Origin of the sequence: Paenibacillus aestuarii, from assembly GCF_027789125.1 — a bacterium.
GTDB lineage: Bacteria > Bacillota > Bacilli > Paenibacillales > NBRC-103111 > Paenibacillus_E > Paenibacillus_E aestuarii.
Genome location: NZ_JAQFVF010000015.1, coordinates 44,280 through 60,995, shown reverse-complemented (window position 1 = coordinate 60,995; position 16,716 = coordinate 44,280). Strand labels below are relative to the sequence as shown.

Here is a 16,716-nt window from a genome sequence, read left to right as displayed (position 1 = left end):
CTGGCCTCGATGATAGGCTTGATAATTAATTCATCCACTTGCTTCGTCATCACGTTGGAGACAATATAAAGGCAATGAATCGTCGAATGGTCATGCATATCGATTGCCAGACAAATGAGATCCGGCGGATGGCCCAACTCTTGGGCAATTGTATGGGCGATAACATCCGCTTCTAACTGCATGACGATGTCCTCCTCAAAAGTTGCTAATTCTACCCTTTCCTGTGATAAATTCGTTTATGCACATGTTGAAGATGGTTCATAGAGAGCGTTTACTCGTACCTTGTTTCCGTGTAAGCTAGAATAATACAAATGGAATATGGCAGTCGGTTCGTTCAAGAGGAGTGAAATGGCGGGACCTATTTTCATAAAAATATAATATAATAGGGTACATGCACACATGGAGGAGGACAGGCCGTGAATAAAAAAGATCAAGTCATAGTAGGTTTCAGGGACTTATTAAACAAGATGTCTTGGCTGAATAAATCGAAGATGGAAGTCTGCCTTAAAGACTATAAGCCTTCTGAAGTGCATTGTATTGAATATATTGGCAAACATGTAGATTCCAATGTGACCAAACTTGCGGAATCCTTATATATGACTAGAAGTGCCATCAGTAAAATAACGAAGAAGCTCATGGAAAAAGACTTAATTGAAAGCTACCAGAAGCCAGATAATAAGAAAGAAATCTATTTTAAGCTGACGGAGCAAGGGGAAGCCATTAACCAAATCCATGAGGAATTGCACAGCGAGTTTGAAGAGCGGGATAAAGCCGTATTTGAGCAAGTAACCGAGGCACAATTCGATAAGGTGCTTAACTTCTTGAAAACGTATAGTCAGCATTTGGATGCGGAAATCAAGAAACAGGGATTAGATATGAAGTCGGAATAATGAACGACAGGCAGCCGCTCTCTAAGGAGAACAGGCTGCATTTTTATTGCTTCGTTTTTGTTTACAAGGAAACAAAATTAACATATGATTATTGTTAACTAGGAAACAAAACATCATCGAGGGGAGAATTTCATGTCCAAATTTAGATCACACAACGGACAGAACACCGAACAAACTATAGATAGAAAAGCTTTTTTATTCGGATTAATGTCCGTTTTTCTTTGCGGGATCGGTTTTAGTATCATTACACCTGTCGTCCCATTCTTAGTGCAGCCTTATATAAGCAATCCGGGAGATCAAGCTATCGTTGTTACGCTGTTAACCTCTGTCTATGCAGTCTGTGTGCTATTTGCGGCGCCCGGACTTGGCGCTTTGAGCGACAGATACGGCCGTCGTCCATTACTGTTAGTTTGCCTATTGGGTTCCGCAATCGGGTACTTTATTTTTGGCATCGGAGGAGCTCTATGGATCCTTTTTGTTGGGCGCATCATAGAGGGTATAACAGGCGGGAGCATAAGTACGATCTTCGCCTATTTCGCAGATATCACGCCTAGAGAAGAACGAACCCAATACTTTGGCTGGGTAAGTGCGGTTGCGGGTGCTGGTGCTGCGATTGGACCGACGCTAGGCGGATTGCTTGCCAAGTTTGGTTATTCTGTACCTATGTATTTTGGAGCGACGATTACATTAATAAATTTTGTGTATGGCATGTTATATATGCCTGAGAGCCTTAAAAGAAATCATAGACTGAATAAGATTACCTTAGGAAGGCTGAATCCATTCACACAGCTTGTAAACGTACTTTCCATAAAAAACTTAAAAAGGCTGCTTGTGTCCGCGTTCTTACTTTGGGTACCTAACGGATCTTTACAGGCCGTCTTTTCACAATTTACTATAGATACTTTCAATTGGAAGCCTGCGCTTATCGGACTTATGTTTTCAATAATGGGCATCCAAGACATTCTTTCACAAGCTTTCATTATGCCGAAACTATTGAGAAAACTTAGTGATGAACAGATTACAATTCTCGGAATGGTTTCTGAGATTATAGGCTACAGTCTTATTGCAGCATCGGCCTTGTTCTCCTTCTATCCTCTTTTAATCGTTGGCATGTTCATTTTTGGATTTGGTGATTCGATCTTTGGGCCTTCGTTCAATGGGATGGTCTCCAAGTCTGTGGATTCTAGCGAACAAGGAAGGATTCAAGGAGGCAGCCAATCGATTCAATCTTTAGCAAGAATCATTGGGCCTATCCTTGGAGGGCAAGTCTATGTATCACTTGGCCATGCCGCTCCTGCTATTATGGGGATGATTCTTATAGCAGCCGCTATTCTCGTGTTGTATAAAGGTAGTCGCTTCGCTAGCCAGGCACTAAAGACAAAAAATCAGTCGAACAGCTAGATGAGTTGGTGGAATCGTCTAAGAAGATTGTCAATCGGGCAGCACTTGCATTAACGGAAGCTGTGACCCGAATTTCCGATGGCGGCGTGCCGGAGGCGTTGTTTGATAAAGTTCGTAGACTTTTTGATGAAGAGCAATTTGTTGATTTGCTCATGGCGATTAATGCGATTAACGCTTGGAATCGTATGGCGATTTCCACAGGTATGATACCAGGAGATTATCAACCAGCCGCGAGCAAATAAATAACAAGAGTCTGCCCGCTGACATCTGCGATGATGACTTGGGGCGGACTCTTTTTGTATTTAGTGCGTCTGAAGCGTTTGATTGTGCTCATGGAAAAACGCCGTTAAATTTGCTGCGGCCTCCTCGCCAAATATCATTTGCAGATTACTATCCGACATTTGTGCGGATTGGGAGGAGTAGGCGTACATTTTCGCTTCATAAGCGGCAATGGCGGCATCCAGCGCTTCGTGATTGACGATAGCGAGCGCAAGCTCCATCGCATCGAGCATCGCCAGATTGACGCCTTCCCCGGCAAAAGGAGACATGAGGTGCGCGGCGTCACCGATAAGCGTAACGCCTGGTTTGCCGCTCCACTGGAGACCGACCGGCAACATGTAAATCCGGCGCGGCATTAACGTATCTCCTGCGCAGCGGATATAATTCAGCAGCATCGGATCCCAGCCTGCGAAATGCTCAAGCAGGCGGCGCTTCGCTTCCTCCGGCTGTTCGAACGGTATGCCGCAAGTGTCCAACCAATCCCGGTCGGCTCGAAAGCTGGCATACACTTTGATGCGGCCGTCGCCATTCAGCTGGGCAAGAATCGCTTTGTGCTCGCCGAGTGCAAACAGTTTGCCGCGCGCATTGAAAGCGGCAAGCTCCGGATGGGCGGCTGCCTCGACGTTCAGCTCGACCATCGTGAGCCCGGCGTACTCGGGAGCGGCGTCCGTCAAAAGCGGGCGCACACGCGAGAATGCACCGTCAGCGCCAACGACCAGATCGACCGTTTCGCTATGCCCGTTCTCGAAATGCAGCTCATGCTTGCCGTCTTGTAGAGGAACGGCTTGCAGCAGCTTATAACCGTAGCGGATACGATCCGGATCGAGCGCCTGCAGCAGGAGATCGCATAACGCACCGCGGTCAATTTCCGGCCGATCACCGTCATGGCTGTCATCCGCCACTTCGTCCATAAACACGTTCCCGTGTTGATCCAAAAGGCGGAAATCTTCGCCTTCATACCTGGCGATGGCTTGAAACTCTTCGAGCAGACCGGCTTCCTTCAGCGCCAATTGGCCGGAATCATCATGAATATCAAGCGATCCGCCGCGCTCTTTATTGGGATCAAATGCCTCCCGTTCATAAACGACGGCCGGGATTCCGTATTTTTGAAGAATGAGGGCTAAAGACAGTCCTCCAGGGCCGCCGCCGATGATGGCGATGCGACCGTTCTTCCATGAAGACTTCGTTGCTATATTCGATATTGGCATCCAAACAAGCTCCTTTTTCAAAATGTGTGATCTCATATTTGTATCTTACCTTTCCTACTTAAACGGAATGTAAACAAAAAAGACAGCTCTGTTCAAGACGAAGAGGGCTGTCTTTTTAAAGTTAAGCATGCTGCAAAGCTGGTTGCTTCTGCGGTTTGTGACTTTGCCAGAAAGAAATAAGCTCCTGTGTGCTGGCTACCATGCCAAAATAGGTATCGACAGTCTGTAAGGTCATATCGTGTTCAGCTTGCGAAAAAGCTGCGCAGGCATCTTTCATAAACACGATGTGATAATCTAGCATAAAGCCGTCTCTAGCGGTGGATTCCACACAAAGGTTTGTGCTAACCCCTGTCATGACTAGGGTTTCAATCTTTAATGTCTGCAACACCGATTCAAGCCTGGTATGAATAAATCCGCTATATCGATGTTTGTTGACGATAATTTCATCCGCGCGTGGAGCGACTTCGAAAAATTCCGCCCCCCAACTGCCCGTATGGCAAATCGGGTTGATCCCATCGGCAAATCGCGATAACCATACCTCCGAATCGGTCGCTTTCTCATGATTGGTTTGCAAAAAAATGACAGGAACTTGATTGTCCCGCGCCGCTTCCAATAGGCTGTGCAAGTGGGGCATCATCTTCTTCACAGCGCTAACATCACTGCCGGATTTGGCAATCGCACCATCGGGGTGGCAGTAATCATTTTGCACGTCGACAACGATTACCGCTGCATTTTTCTGCTCTAAGTTCATTTTTAATTTATCCAAAGCATTCACCTACCCATACGAACATTACTAATAATGTTTCCTTGCCGAGGCCGTTTTTATTACAAAAGGAAAAAGCCCAACCTCCATAGGTCGGGCTTTGCGTTATTTCGCGTTCTCATCCGGTTGATGAATGCCGATAATATTGCCTTCCGTGTCGATGAAATACCCCTGCCAAGCCATGCCAGGCAATGCATACTTCGGCAAGGCGACTTTGCCTCCAAGACTAAGAATCTTGGCTTCCGTAGCATCATAGTCGCCAACGCCCATTGTGCAGGCGAAGCCATTCACAGCTTGTCCTGGCTGTGGAGCGGGACCTTGACGCTGCATTAACGCGCCATTGATACCAGGCTGGCTGGCGTCACCGGTGACAGCTCCAAAGTACGGCATACCCGCATAGCTGCTCCAGTCTTCAAAAGTCCATCCAAACACTTCGCCATAAAACGTCTTGGCGCGCTCCATATCGTCAACATGAATCTCAAAATGAAGTACTCTGCCCATCATAACCTCCCAAAATTTGGCTTCTTTATTACTTTCTTTAATCATGGTTTCCTTTCCTTCATTTGAGATACTTCCGCGTATTAAAAAACAGAAAATTTTGCTACAGCTCGACGAAAAAGCGGAGCAATTTTAAAGGAAATCACAAATAAATCGCGAAATGTATTATTTTGGTTCGAAATGTGAATGGCTGATGTTAAGGAATAATGGAATAGAAGGAGAGAAGGAAATGTCCTATGTCGTTGATTTTAAAAATGTGTCTACGGTTGGGTTAGAATCCTCACCTGTAGCGGAAGCGCTGGCTGGCTTACGTGCGAATGAAGCCCGTTACTTCATGACCAAATACAAGCATGAATTTACGGTTGTGCCCGCTAGTGAAAGCCAGGAGACCCTCGATTATGTGAACCGGGTTTTGCAGGAACGCAATATTGAGTTTGCAGCCAAACCTTTAGAAACATCGCTTTTTCAAGTGGAAAATATTAGATGGGCTTACGTCTTCTATGAGGATGGCCTATCGGTGAACGTGCTGTACACGATTGATGACCCGAAGAAGCGTGCAGTTGGTTTTAAGCTTTCAGAAGGGATGGAAGTACCAAAGGAATTAGAAACGAAGTTTAAATTTGCTCGGCAGAAGTCGAAGTTAGCCGGGACGATTCGGGGCTCGTTTTTCGTTATTAAAGGTGAATATTAAGATCCGCAAACCACTCCTGTAAAGGGGTGGTTTTTTTATGAGTAGGTGCAGACATTCACCTTAGAGCCTGCCCCCGCGTGGGTACTAATAGGTCGGTACGATTCATAATCTTGTAGGGAAACCAATAAGAAGGAGTGTAAAGTAGTTGAAAAAAGTAAAGGTTCATTTACAGCCCCTTGTGAGCCAAATCAATTTACCTACGGTTTTGAAAACAGCGTTCCTTCCAGGTGACTCCACGGAAAGATTATTTATTGCAACCCAGGTCGGAGAGATCTTTTATATAGGGAACGGAGTTATACGTACATTTTTGAATATTCGCTCACAGCTGTTACAAATAGGTGCGTCCAGTGGTGGATATGATGAACGAGGTCTATTGGGGCTTGCGTTTCATCCTCATTTTTATTATAACGGTCTGTTTTATCTCCATTATTCAGTAGCCGGAACACAAGGGCCAGGTGCGCTTGCGAAACCTTTTAAGCCCGATCCGTGTGATCCGGAAACCTTACATCTAAAGTGGATGAATCGGGAGAAGCAATTTGATCACATAGATACCGTTGAAGAATGGACGCTACAATCAAATGGGCAGCCACAGCGACGACGAACGCTGCTTAATATCAGAAGACCCTTCTTAAATCATAATGGCGTCAACAGCTTGAATTTTTCACCAGAGACAGGGAAACTTGTGCTAACAACAGGAGATGGCGGATCGGGCTATGATCCGTTTCATTTAAGTCAGGACGATATGGAAATCGCCGGCAAAATCATTGAAATCGATGTAAATAAACATACATTTATCAAACATCCGCCTGTAGTCACACGGTTTGATGAACTTCCTGCGCCGATTCAGGAAACACTTACGGTAATGGCCAAAGGAGTTCGCAACATGTCGGGCGTTTCTTTTCAAAGGTTTTATCATCAATATATCAAATATGTCGGCAATGTCGGACAGGATTTGGTAGAGTCGGTTTTTTCATTCGTCCATTATAAGCCAATACCGGTTCCTCATCTCATTCAAGCTTATGCCATGAAAGTTGAGCCGAACTTGGAAGGGTTTATTAATTTGGGCTGGCGAGGGTGGGAAGGTGCTTTTCCGACTTCGATCATTAGAGAATGCCCCAGCAGCAAAACTATAGATGAGCAAATTATCGCCTATTACAATGATACTGTAAAAGTTTCAGGCAGTCGTCTTCAGCCGTTAACCAGTTATTTCCATAAAGATCCGCGTCCTGATAAATTCGCAGGAATTGCTCTTACAGGCGTCCAGCCCTATATGGGAAATGGAATTCCTGATCTGAAGGGAAGCGTTGTGTTTACAGACCTTGCCCGAAAAGAAGAGTCACGACCACCGGTGAAAGGAATTTTAGCTTATACCAGAGCGAGATTCGATGGCAGACCAAGTGATTACAGTGTGATTGAAACCGATGATCCTTTTGGATCGAAATCAGCTTATTATGTTAGTCTAGGTACGAATCAGGATCAGAGCAGACTCTATTTAGGGGTTTATGGCTCGATGAAAGTGGCGGATAGGAACCAGGGTACTGTATATGAAATTGTTCTGTAATCATGGATGTGAGGCAAGGATTAATGTGAGTTTTTAGGCTTTTCCCGGTGTGCTCCTGAAGATACTTCTGTAAATAGATCACTTGTTGTATCTGATCGTGGAAGGGTAATCTGTGGAAAGTTGGCTTTGAGTACTCTCTCCAGGTCACCTAAAGTTAGCGGTCTTGCATGAGGCATTAACTCAAATCCTAATTCACCATTGGCTTCGATTGTACCGGTCTGAACATCTTCAATACGAGACACACCGGCCATTCTCAATCTTTTTTCGAGATCGTCGACGGTTAATCGAAGCTTTCTTAAATTTTTCATATGGATTGTGCCATGAGTAATGACAGGTATAGCTACACCTTTTAAAATTTTTTCAGCTGCATTCCATTTGAGTGTTATCCATTCAATAACGACAAGTGAACTGACAAAAACAGCAGTTGCCACAATCGTCATGATCATTCCTTTGCCTCCAACCTCCGAGCCTAAAACGGCCCCAATAGATAGAAGGATGGCTAATTGCGGCGTTGTCATTTGAGCAATGGATTTACGGCCTGCCAATCTCAACAATATTGTACCGACAATTGCAAGCGCAGCGGATTGCCAAATAATTGTCCACATCTAAAAGACCTCCCCAAACGAATTAAGACTGTATTGTACCGTATATGGTTCCCAGTTATATACTTTTGAACCGAATGAATCTGAGGCATTCTTCAAGGGGAATCGATGAATTCCCCTTTTTTTATGGAATAATCTAGAAGTTCGTTGGGTAAACTTCCCTTCATATACTCGGGATGATGCAATGGTATGGGGGATGCAACATGACGGAACGTCCGGGGGAATTGCTTAGTTCCCTAGAACAAAATATGAATTTGCTTTCGCAGCTCTATGCAGACAATGATTGTTTCGTGATTCGTTACTTGGACGGAACAGAGGCTAGTCCTCAATTGGCCATCGCATATTTAAGTGTACTGGTCGATGAGGAAAGACTAAATGAACTAAATGCTAGTTTCCTCAATCATGGACTCCAGCGAAAAGATTCATTCGTTGATGAGGCTCTCGCGCTTGAATGGATCAAATCGCTAGGCGGAGCAACGGAGCTGCAGCACATCGATGTGGTTGTACAAGCCATCGCAGATTCCAATGCTGTCGTATTCATTGATGGGTATCCCCAAGCTTTCGGGGTTTCGCTGCCTGGCTATGCGACACGTTCAATCGATGAACCGACGCTCGAAGTGAACGTGCGTGGGCCACGGGAAGGATTCATCGAGGATATTCAGAAAAATCTCGGCATGGTTCTGCGCAGATTAAAAACACCAGAGCTGAAAATCTTGACTTATCAGATCGGTAAGCAAACAAGTACGAAAGTCATGGCGATGTATTTGCAAAATCAAGCAGAACCATCCACCGTGGACGAAGTCAAACGCAGACTTGCAGCGATCCAAATGAACGTTCTTGTCGATAGTGCGCAAATCGAAGAGTGGATTCAAGACAGCACGTTCTCGCCATTTGCTCAAATCATGAACACAGAACGTCCGGACAGGATTGCGACAGCACTCAATCAAGGCAAAATAGCCATTATGACGGATGGGACGCCAAATGTGCTGATCGTACCGACGACATTTTTCGACCTTCTTCACCCCAGCGAAGATTTGTATGAACGGTTTTATTTTGCTAATTTCTTAAGGGTGCTGCGGGTGTTTACGTTCTTTTTGTCGCTTTTCGCCCCGTCTTTATATATTGCCTTAACGACATTTCATTTAGAGATGATTCCAACACCGTTGATGCTCGCCTTTATGGCAACCAAAGCGGGCGTTCCTTTTCCAACATTCATTGAAGCGATGTTGATGGAAGTTGTTTTCGAAGTGCTACGCGAGGCCAGTTTACGACTGCCACGATCCTTAGGACAATCCGTAAGTATCGTCGGCGCCTTAATTATCGGGGAAGCAGCGGTTCAATCCGGCATCGTATCTCGCCCCGTTGTGATTGTAGTCGCTCTTACCGGAATAGCTTCATTCACCATGCCATCCTTTAATACGGCGATTTCATTACGGATTTTACGGTTCCCCATTATGTTTATCTCCGCTTCAACAGGTGTCTTTGGCCTGGCTCTGTGCATGTTTGCCATCATCCTGCATCTCTGCTCGCTCAAGTCGTTCGGGACTCTGTTCTTACCGACATTAAATTCACTGCAAATGAGAAATGCATTGGAAAAATATGTGCTGCTGCCTGCCCCATACAGACGATTATCGAAACAAGAAGGTCATTCCCATGAGAAGCGTTAAAAAGCTGTTGATGGGCTGCATGATCTTGCTATCATTGGTGAGCTGCTCTCCGGATGTCAGGGAAATCAGCGACATTGCGCTTGTGATGATTACCGGTATCGATTTCGATGCAAAAACGAAGACATATACGTTTACCGCATACTGCATCCTACCCACCACAACGAGCACGGATAAAAAAACAGGGAATAGCAATGAATGGGTAGCTAGCGCCTCGGGAAATTCGATCATGGAAGCGACTAGAAATTTACGAAGTCGAGCGGGGAAAATGCTTATTTGGCAGCATGATAAATTTTTTATTATCGGCGAGCAAGCAGCCAAGTATGCCATGCCACAATTGGTAGACTTTTTAACCCGCAATCGTGATATTAGAGGATCAAGTTATTTAATCGTAAGTGAAGGGCGGGTGGCCAATAAATTAACGATAAAAGGGGAGACCAACGATCTGCTCGCCAACGAGTTATTGGGTAAAGTGTTAAATGAACGTCTTTGGGGCAAAAGTCTATCCATGCAGTTGAAGGATGTAACCGATTATTTAGCCGACCCTTATCGGGGCTTTATCACGAGCAGATTGACCGCTGCTCAACCCGCGGATAAACGTCAGGAAGTTCTTTACTTGAATGGAGGCAGTGTATTTCATAAAGGACACTTCATAGGTTGGATGAATGGTGAAAAAGTGATTGTGGTCCATTTGCTGACTTATGGCAGAGGAGGGTTAAGCAAGCTTGAATTCCCGCAAACGTTTCATTTGGATCATACCCAAATCACGATGCTGCTGAGGAATCCCAAACGAACCATTCATTATCATGAGGAAAAAGGGAAACAGAAGATGACAGTTGATCTCAACCTACAAGGCGTACTCATGGATTCCGACAAGCCTTTATCCTTTCATAGCAAGGATTCGATTGCGAAGCTGGAGCAAACGATTTCCTCGCAACTGCAGGAAACTGTTAACCGTAATCTCTACAGTATTCAAAAAGAGCTGAAAGTTGACGTATTTGGCTATTCCGACTTTATTAGCAAACATGATCCTAAATCTTGGAGCACATTGAAAAGTCAATGGGGAACCATTTTCCCCGAGATGCCGATTCAAGTGACTGTACACATACAAGTTACAAGTATTGGAATGAAGCAGTAGCAGGGAGGCTATTCCATTGTTCTGTTTGATCGTCTGTGTTCTATATTGGTGTTATGGGATTCCGGTGGCAATCCGATTAGCGAAACAACGAGCAAACACCGATTTGGTTGTTTTCCTGCTATTGTCGTTGGCGGGTACTTGCTATTTAATCCCCAAGCTGCGCACCTTCATGCCGACAGAAGAGACGTATAACTGGTACGTGTATGGTCCAATTTCTAACTATATCTTGCGCTTACTGCATATTCAGTTGGAGGAATAAGCATGCAGAATGAAGATCAAATAACGCCTTTTGAGCTTGGGGCACTATGTTTTACGTATTTATCCGGATTCTCGACGTTGTATTTGCTAGAGACGAAAGTCGTTGGTCCAGATGTCTGGATTTGTCATGCAGTCTCCTTGATCTTGGTTATTGGAATTATGAAATTAATGAATTTCATTATTTGTAAGTATCCGGATTTAAGCTTGTCTGACATCCTGATGAAGCTGTTAGGGAGATGGATCGGGACCATTGTGCTCATTGTCATCCTCAAAGATCTGCTAGGCTTGGGAACGTTATCGCTTCGTTCTTTATCCTTGTTCTACACGACGGCGATACTACCTAACACTTCGCCTGAATTGCTAATTCTTATGATTGTAATCGTCACTACCTATGCCGTTTCTTTAGGACTTGGCACAATCGTTCGGAGCGTGCAAATCGTGATGCCTGTGTTCATTATTAGTATGCTCATTATCAACATCATGATGGTAAAGAATGTGACGATCAACCCTTTGCTTCCGCAATTTCGGAGCACACTGCCGGAATTGACTTATGCGACATTGCTCTCAATGGCATTTCCGTTTGGGAAAGCGTTGACGCTTGTTTTTCTATTTAGAAATGTGAAAAATAAAAAAAAAATTTTCGGAACCAATTGCATTGTCTTAATTTCATCTAGTGTTTACGTGCTCATTTCAACGTATTTAACTATTGGATCGTTAGGGATTCACGCCACGAAGTCTGCTAGCTTTCCGTATTTCTCTGCCATTCAACTCGTGCGGATTGGTGAGTTTTTGGAGCGTTTTGAAATTATTGTGATCGGGATTTGGACGATCCTAACGCTTTACGAGATTATCGTCGTGCAATATGTTTACGCGCAAATCATGAGAGACGTCTTCAAGTTGAAGCATGCAAACTATTTTATTGTGCCCATCGGCTTGTTTTATTTTGGAACGAACGTAAATAGTTATGAGAGCCCCTTGGACATCTTCAATTATGATACAAGAATTTTACCGTTTACAGGTCTTCTGCCTGAGTTTGTGTTACCTGTCGCGTTGGTCGTCTTAGCATGGATGAAAAGTAGGAAAAAGGCAGTGCCGATGCTTGGAGGCGAGAGTAACTAATTCCCGCTTTGGTCATACCAAAGCGGGTTTCATGAGTTTAATGAGAGATTCAAGACCTCTGAATTCCTTGAAAAGCAAGCGTGACGATATGTTTGACGAAGGCGTCATCGAGCTGTTCACCGGTCATGGTCAATCGGTAGAAGATCGGTCCATAGAGGAGGTCGATGAAGAGATCGGGATTGGCATCGGAGCGCAGTTCATTCCGCGCAATGCCCCGATCAATGATTTGCCGCGTCTCTTTGCGGCGCGGCTGCACGTACCGGCTGCGGTACGCTTCCGCGACACCGGGATCGATCTGCCCTTCGCCGATGAGCTGCGTGATCACGCGGCCTTCGTCGCTTGCCAGAAAGCGAGTCAAGTTCGTGGCATGCGTGAGCAGATCCTCATAGACGCTGCCGGTATCGGGCACAGGTAGTCGCTGCGAAGCGGCGGACAGGTAGCCGTCAACGACAACGGCAGCTTTGCCCGGCCACCATTTGTAGATGGTGGCTTTGCTGACCCCGGCGCGTTCCGCAATATTTTCCATCGTAATCGCCGCGAAGCCTTTTTCAAATAATAAGTCATAAGAAGCCTGCAAAATTGCATTCATTGTTTCCATATTCCGAGGACGACCTCGTTTGCCGGTATTCGTCATGAAGCGGAATCCTCCTTACCGAGCTGACATGTATACATGCTGTATGTTTATTATATAATTGAAATTGCCTATTTACAATACGATACGTTCAGTATATGATTTGAATTAATAAACGCAACGTTCATTAATTGCAGAGTGCAGGAAACTAGATAATAATCCTGAGCTCGCTGAAGAAGAACGATATGAGGAGGAAAGAAATCAGATGGAAAAACAGAAGGAAAGAAAAGCAAGCATGCCGGGCTGGCTCACCATTTTGCTTGCCGTCTCCTGTGGCATTATCGTTGCTAATCTCTATTATGCGCAAACCTTGGTCGGTCCGATCAGCGAAGCCACGGGGCTTTCTGCCGCTGCGGCAGGTCTCATCGTGACGATCACGCAAGTCGGCTATGTACTCGGCTTGCTGTTTATCGTTCCTCTTAGCGATATTATTGAAAATCGCAATCTGGCGGTATTCTCGCTAAGCGTCGTCGTGCTGGCATTGTTCGCCGCGATGGCTGCTCGCACCGCAGCGGTGTTTCTTACAGCCTCGCTGATCATCGGGCTAGGTTCCGTCGTTGCCCAGATCTTAGTGCCGTACGCGACTTATTTGGCGTCGGAAGAAGAGCGCGGCCGTGTCGTCGGCAATGTGATGAGCGGCCTGCTGTTTGGCATCATGTTTGCCCGGCCGGTGGCGAGCTTCGTCGCCAGCTTTTTCAACTGGCAGGCGGTCTTTCTGATGTCGGGCGTGCTCGTCATTCTGTTGATCGTTTTGCTGTTCTTTGCCTTGCCCAAGCGTAAGCCAACACCAACCGTGCACTATGGTGCACTTATTGTGTCACTTGGCGCGATTTTTAAGCAAACACCGATATTACGCCGCCGCGCCTTTTACCAGGCTTCGCTATTCGGTGCGTTCAGCCTGTTCTGGACAGTGATTCCGCTTCATCTGGCGAATCATTTCGGCGTAACGCAGCGCGGCATCGCCTGGTTCGCTCTGGCCGGGGTCGGAGGTGCTGTCGCAGCACCAATTGCCGGCCGGCTGGCCGATAAAGGCTGGACGCGCAAGCTAACCGGCGCGGCAATAAGTCTTGCGGCGTTGTCTTTCTTAGTCGCTTTGGTACTTCCCAACCATTCTATAGTCTCCTTAGCGATATTGGTTATAGTGGCCATCACACTGGATATGGCGGTATCGGGAAATTTGGTGCTGGGACAGCGTGCTATTTATTCACTGGGCCAGCAGGCCCGTGGGCGATTGAACGGGTTGTTCATGTCTATCTTTTTTATAGGCGGTGCAGTCGGCTCGTCCCTTGGAGGTTGGGCGTATGCGCATGGAGGGTGGAAGCTGGCTGCTTTGATCGGATGCTTATTGCCGGTCATCGCTTATGTGTATTATCTGACTGAGAAAAAGACGGAAGTCAAAGCTGCCCAATGACAGGGTAGGGGGCGGAGTCTTCATGGAAGTCATCATATAATCCTAATTTAAAAGCCCTTTGCGACTTCCTAACGAAGTCCAAGGGGCTATTTTTTTATACAAGAATGGCTTTCCAAGAAGCTTCGAGGAAATGTTGGATTTGAATTGATGCTAAGCGTAGTACGAGCCGAATGAAGAGTCAATAGCATTCATGACGGATCACGCCTTTAAAAGTATGATCATGTTTACAAAAGATTTGGAATTAACATTCCGGTGTGGTTCGTTTGTAGCAAGCCGGTTGCATGCTCCAGTTCAAACGATCTTAATAAAAATGGATGAAAATGCGCTTGAATCAGGGGGCTTGTGCATGATGATGATAGTGGTAAAATCCTTTGATGGAGCGGGATATACGCGTATTTTTGGGCGACTGGAAGGCATTGCTTGGAATAAACATTCCGAAACTTGTTGACGAAATTGGATCTGTGGAGATATACTAAGCGCATGGAATAAACATTCCATAAGATTTCATAACCAGGAGGCGCATGTACATGTCTAAAGTTTGGCTTATTACAGGAAGTTCGCGAGGTTTCGGCCGCAGTCTTGCCGAAGCGGTTTTAGCTAAAGGAGATCAATTAGTCGCAACAGCGAGAAAACCAGAGCAGCTAGCCGATCTTGCCGATCGCTATGGCAGCCAAGTTCATATTGTTCAACTTGATGTAAACCAGTACGAACAGGCAGAGTTAGCAATCAAAGCCGCATTCGATACATTCGGACGTTTAGATGTCCTGGTCAATAATGCCGGGTACGGCAACGTTTCTTCGATTGAAGAAACATCGATGGAAGATTTTCGCGCGCAAGTGGAAACGAACCTGTGGGGTGTCATTCATGTGACGAAAGCCGCATTGCCGTTATTAAGAGAACAGGGATCCGGTCATATCGTGCAATTCTCTTCCATTGGGGGCCGTACTGGCGCTCCAGGTCTTGGACCTTACCAAACAGCCAAATGGGCTGTGGAAGGGTTCTCTGAGGTGTTGTCCAAAGAAGTGGCTCCGCTGGGTTTAAAGGTGACTTTGATCGAACCGGGCGGCTTCCGCACCGATTGGGCTGGCTCTTCTATGCAGCATATCGAGCCTCGAGATGCGTACAAAGATACGGTTGGCGGTCTACTGAAACATCTGCGTGATGTGACAGGGAAGGAAAATGGCGATCCGGATAAAGCCGCGCAGGCGATTGTAGCGATCGTCGATGAGGAGAATCCGCCACTCCGCTTGCTGCTCGGCAGTGATGCTGTAGCGATTGCCAACGCGGTGGATGCGGGCAAATTAGCTGAAACGAAGCGCTGGGAGAAGCTGAGCCGCTCGACGGATTTTGAAACAAGAGCGTTGGACCCGTCCGTGTCTCGCATGTACGACGAATTTAATAACTGATTAACAAGAAAGAAGGTACATCATTGAAACCGAGTGTAAAAACGACTTTATTGGCAATGGCTGTTACCACCACCTTCGGAACGATGATGGCCGCGCCGGCAGTTAAACTGCTGGCGGTAGCTTTTCCGGATACGAACGCATTGTGGGTACAGTGGGTCGTTACCTTATCTTCGCTATTTATCCTGCCAACCTTATTTATTGCCGGGAAGCTTGGCAGACGGTTTCCACGGAAACATATCTTAATTGCAGGGCTATTGTTATACATCATTGGGGGAACAGGCCCGGCTTTTGCGAACTCATTTACGATGATATTAGTGTTCAGGGCGCTATTAGGGCTAAGTATTGGTCTCATTTCGCCAACATGTAACGCGCTCATTTCCGAGAACTTCCAAGGTAAGGCACGCTCACAAATGAACGGTTTGCAAACTTCCGTAAACGGAATCGGCGGAGCCATCTTCCTCTCCATAGGAGGCATGATCGCTTCGTTTGGCTGGAGAGACGTTTTTTTAACCTATAGCTATGCGATTGTCCTGCTGCTGATGGTGATTGCCTTTCTTCCGAATTTTCCGCCGATGCAGACGGACGCAGTCATCAAGCAATCTATGAAAATGCCGAAATTTCTCTATGCTGTTGCGATCGCCGGCGGCGTGCACGCGATGTTGTTCACTTTAATTCCTACGAATCTTTCCTTATTCCTGTCCAATAATGGTATCGGAAGCGTAACTTCCGTCGGATATTTGACCGCGTTTGCTTTGATCGGCGTTTTTATTGGCGGGTTAGCCGTAACACCTCTGACGGGTGTATTCAAAAAACTGCTAGTGCCACTAAACTTAGCCTTAATGGCCTCCGGCTTCCTGCTAATCAGCTCCGCACATACGGTGTGGACAGTTGCGCTGGCTGTATTCTTAATCGGTTTGGGGGAAGGCATGCTATTTCCGCTTTCCTTTATTAAAACGGCGGAAGTTGTGCCTAAACTAGTTTTAACGACAGGCATCTCTATTTTGTTAGCGAGCGTATATGCATGCCAATTCCTCAGTCCGTTATTCGTAAAAGGGGTGGAGCTGCTGCTGCATACCGATTCTACCCGCGGCGTGTTTATGGCTGTAGCAGCTGCGTTGGCTGCGACGGCAGTCATTTATTTGACAATTGTCCAACTGAACAAACGTTCCAAAGTGCAATCCACGAATGCTTAACCA

18 protein-coding genes are annotated in these 16,716 nt (G+C 46.0%); 13 read left to right on the top strand and 5 right to left on the bottom strand.

All coding sequences use genetic code 11. The annotated features are described in order from the left end of the window. The first annotated feature begins 416 nt into the window (after positions 1–416). From O9139_RS03435 to O9139_RS03425, 3 genes are all read left to right on the top strand, one after another. Positions 417–890: a MarR family transcriptional regulator gene (locus O9139_RS03435; RefSeq protein ID WP_270878051.1), complete on the top strand. Its 474-nt coding sequence runs from the start codon at positions 417–419 to the stop codon at positions 888–890. Between the two features lie 132 nt (positions 891–1,022). Continuing rightward, positions 1,023–2,291 carry an MFS transporter gene (locus tag O9139_RS03430; RefSeq protein WP_270878050.1) on the top strand — a complete coding sequence of 423 codons (1,269 nt, stop codon included), beginning with the start codon at positions 1,023–1,025 and terminating at the stop codon, positions 2,289–2,291. 8 nt (positions 2,292–2,299) lie between these two features. Continuing rightward, positions 2,300–2,533 carry a carboxymuconolactone decarboxylase family protein gene (locus tag O9139_RS03425; RefSeq protein WP_333742445.1) on the top strand — a complete coding sequence of 78 codons (234 nt, stop codon included), beginning with the start codon at positions 2,300–2,302 and terminating at the stop codon, positions 2,531–2,533. Between the two features lie 60 nt (positions 2,534–2,593). On the opposite strand, the gene O9139_RS03420 is transcribed toward O9139_RS03425, so the two are convergent. From O9139_RS03420 to O9139_RS03410, 3 genes are all read right to left on the bottom strand, one after another. Then, a complete protein-coding gene (locus O9139_RS03420) occupies positions 2,594–3,778 on the bottom strand; it encodes an FAD-dependent oxidoreductase (RefSeq protein WP_270878049.1) in 1,185 nt (394 codons plus the stop codon). 121 nt (positions 3,779–3,899) lie between these two features. Continuing rightward, positions 3,900–4,544 (bottom strand): cysteine hydrolase family protein, encoded by a 645-nt coding sequence (locus O9139_RS03415; RefSeq protein ID WP_270878048.1) that lies wholly within the window; start codon positions 4,542–4,544, stop codon positions 3,900–3,902. Between the two features lie 102 nt (positions 4,545–4,646). Then, on the bottom strand, positions 4,647–5,042 hold the full coding sequence (locus O9139_RS03410; protein ID WP_270878102.1) for a VOC family protein: 396 nt from the start codon (positions 5,040–5,042) through the stop codon (positions 4,647–4,649). A 226-nt stretch (positions 5,043–5,268) separates the two neighbouring features. Between O9139_RS03410 and O9139_RS03405 the strand changes: the two genes are divergently transcribed. After that, positions 5,269–5,730 carry a phage tail protein gene (locus O9139_RS03405; RefSeq protein ID WP_270878047.1) on the top strand — a complete coding sequence of 154 codons (462 nt, stop codon included), beginning with the start codon at positions 5,269–5,271 and terminating at the stop codon, positions 5,728–5,730. 145 nt (positions 5,731–5,875) lie between these two features. Next, entirely contained in the window at positions 5,876–7,291 is a 1,416-nt protein-coding gene (locus O9139_RS03400) for a PQQ-dependent sugar dehydrogenase (RefSeq protein ID WP_270878046.1), read from the top strand. Between the two features lie 20 nt (positions 7,292–7,311). Here O9139_RS03400 and O9139_RS03395 read toward each other — a convergent pair whose 3' ends face one another. Then, positions 7,312–7,896 (bottom strand): DUF421 domain-containing protein, encoded by a 585-nt coding sequence (locus O9139_RS03395; RefSeq protein ID WP_270878045.1) that lies wholly within the window; start codon positions 7,894–7,896, stop codon positions 7,312–7,314. A gap of 200 nt (positions 7,897–8,096) precedes the next feature. Here O9139_RS03395 and O9139_RS03390 point away from each other — a divergent pair, with 200 nt between their 5' ends. The 4 genes from O9139_RS03390 to O9139_RS03375 are packed head-to-tail and all read left to right on the top strand — an operon-like array spanning position 8,097 to position 12,072. Beyond that, on the top strand, positions 8,097–9,560 hold the full coding sequence (locus O9139_RS03390) for a spore germination protein (RefSeq protein ID WP_270878044.1): 1,464 nt from the start codon (positions 8,097–8,099) through the stop codon (positions 9,558–9,560). Then, entirely contained in the window at positions 9,547–10,695 is a 1,149-nt protein-coding gene (locus O9139_RS03385) for a Ger(x)C family spore germination protein (protein ID WP_270878043.1), read from the top strand. The genes O9139_RS03390 and O9139_RS03385 overlap by 14 nt, the downstream gene beginning before the upstream one ends. Before the next feature lie 16 nt (positions 10,696–10,711). Further along, positions 10,712–10,954 (top strand): hypothetical protein, encoded by a 243-nt coding sequence (locus tag O9139_RS03380; RefSeq protein WP_270878042.1) that lies wholly within the window; start codon positions 10,712–10,714, stop codon positions 10,952–10,954. A 2-nt stretch (positions 10,955–10,956) separates the two neighbouring features. Then, a complete protein-coding gene (locus O9139_RS03375) occupies positions 10,957–12,072 on the top strand; it encodes a GerAB/ArcD/ProY family transporter (protein ID WP_270878041.1) in 1,116 nt (371 codons plus the stop codon). 49 nt (positions 12,073–12,121) lie between these two features. On the opposite strand, the gene O9139_RS03370 is transcribed toward O9139_RS03375, so the two are convergent. Beyond that, positions 12,122–12,706: a TetR/AcrR family transcriptional regulator gene (locus tag O9139_RS03370; protein ID WP_270878040.1), complete on the bottom strand. Its 585-nt coding sequence runs from the start codon at positions 12,704–12,706 to the stop codon at positions 12,122–12,124. A gap of 202 nt (positions 12,707–12,908) precedes the next feature. On the opposite strand from O9139_RS03370, the gene O9139_RS03365 reads away from it, so the two are divergent. From O9139_RS03365 to O9139_RS03350, 4 genes are all read left to right on the top strand, one after another. Beyond that, complete coding sequence (locus O9139_RS03365) at positions 12,909–14,114, top strand: MFS transporter (protein ID WP_270878039.1); 1,206 nt, start codon at positions 12,909–12,911, stop codon at positions 14,112–14,114. A 190-nt stretch (positions 14,115–14,304) separates the two neighbouring features. Continuing rightward, entirely contained in the window at positions 14,305–14,562 is a 258-nt protein-coding gene (locus O9139_RS03360; protein ID WP_270878038.1) for a hypothetical protein, read from the top strand. A gap of 79 nt (positions 14,563–14,641) precedes the next feature. Further along, positions 14,642–15,520, top strand: a complete 879-nt coding sequence (locus O9139_RS03355) for an oxidoreductase (RefSeq protein WP_270878037.1) — start codon at positions 14,642–14,644, stop codon at positions 15,518–15,520. A 23-nt stretch (positions 15,521–15,543) separates the two neighbouring features. Beyond that, positions 15,544–16,713, top strand: a complete 1,170-nt coding sequence (locus O9139_RS03350) for an MFS transporter (protein WP_270878036.1) — start codon at positions 15,544–15,546, stop codon at positions 16,711–16,713. Positions 16,714–16,716: the final 3 nt, after the last annotated feature.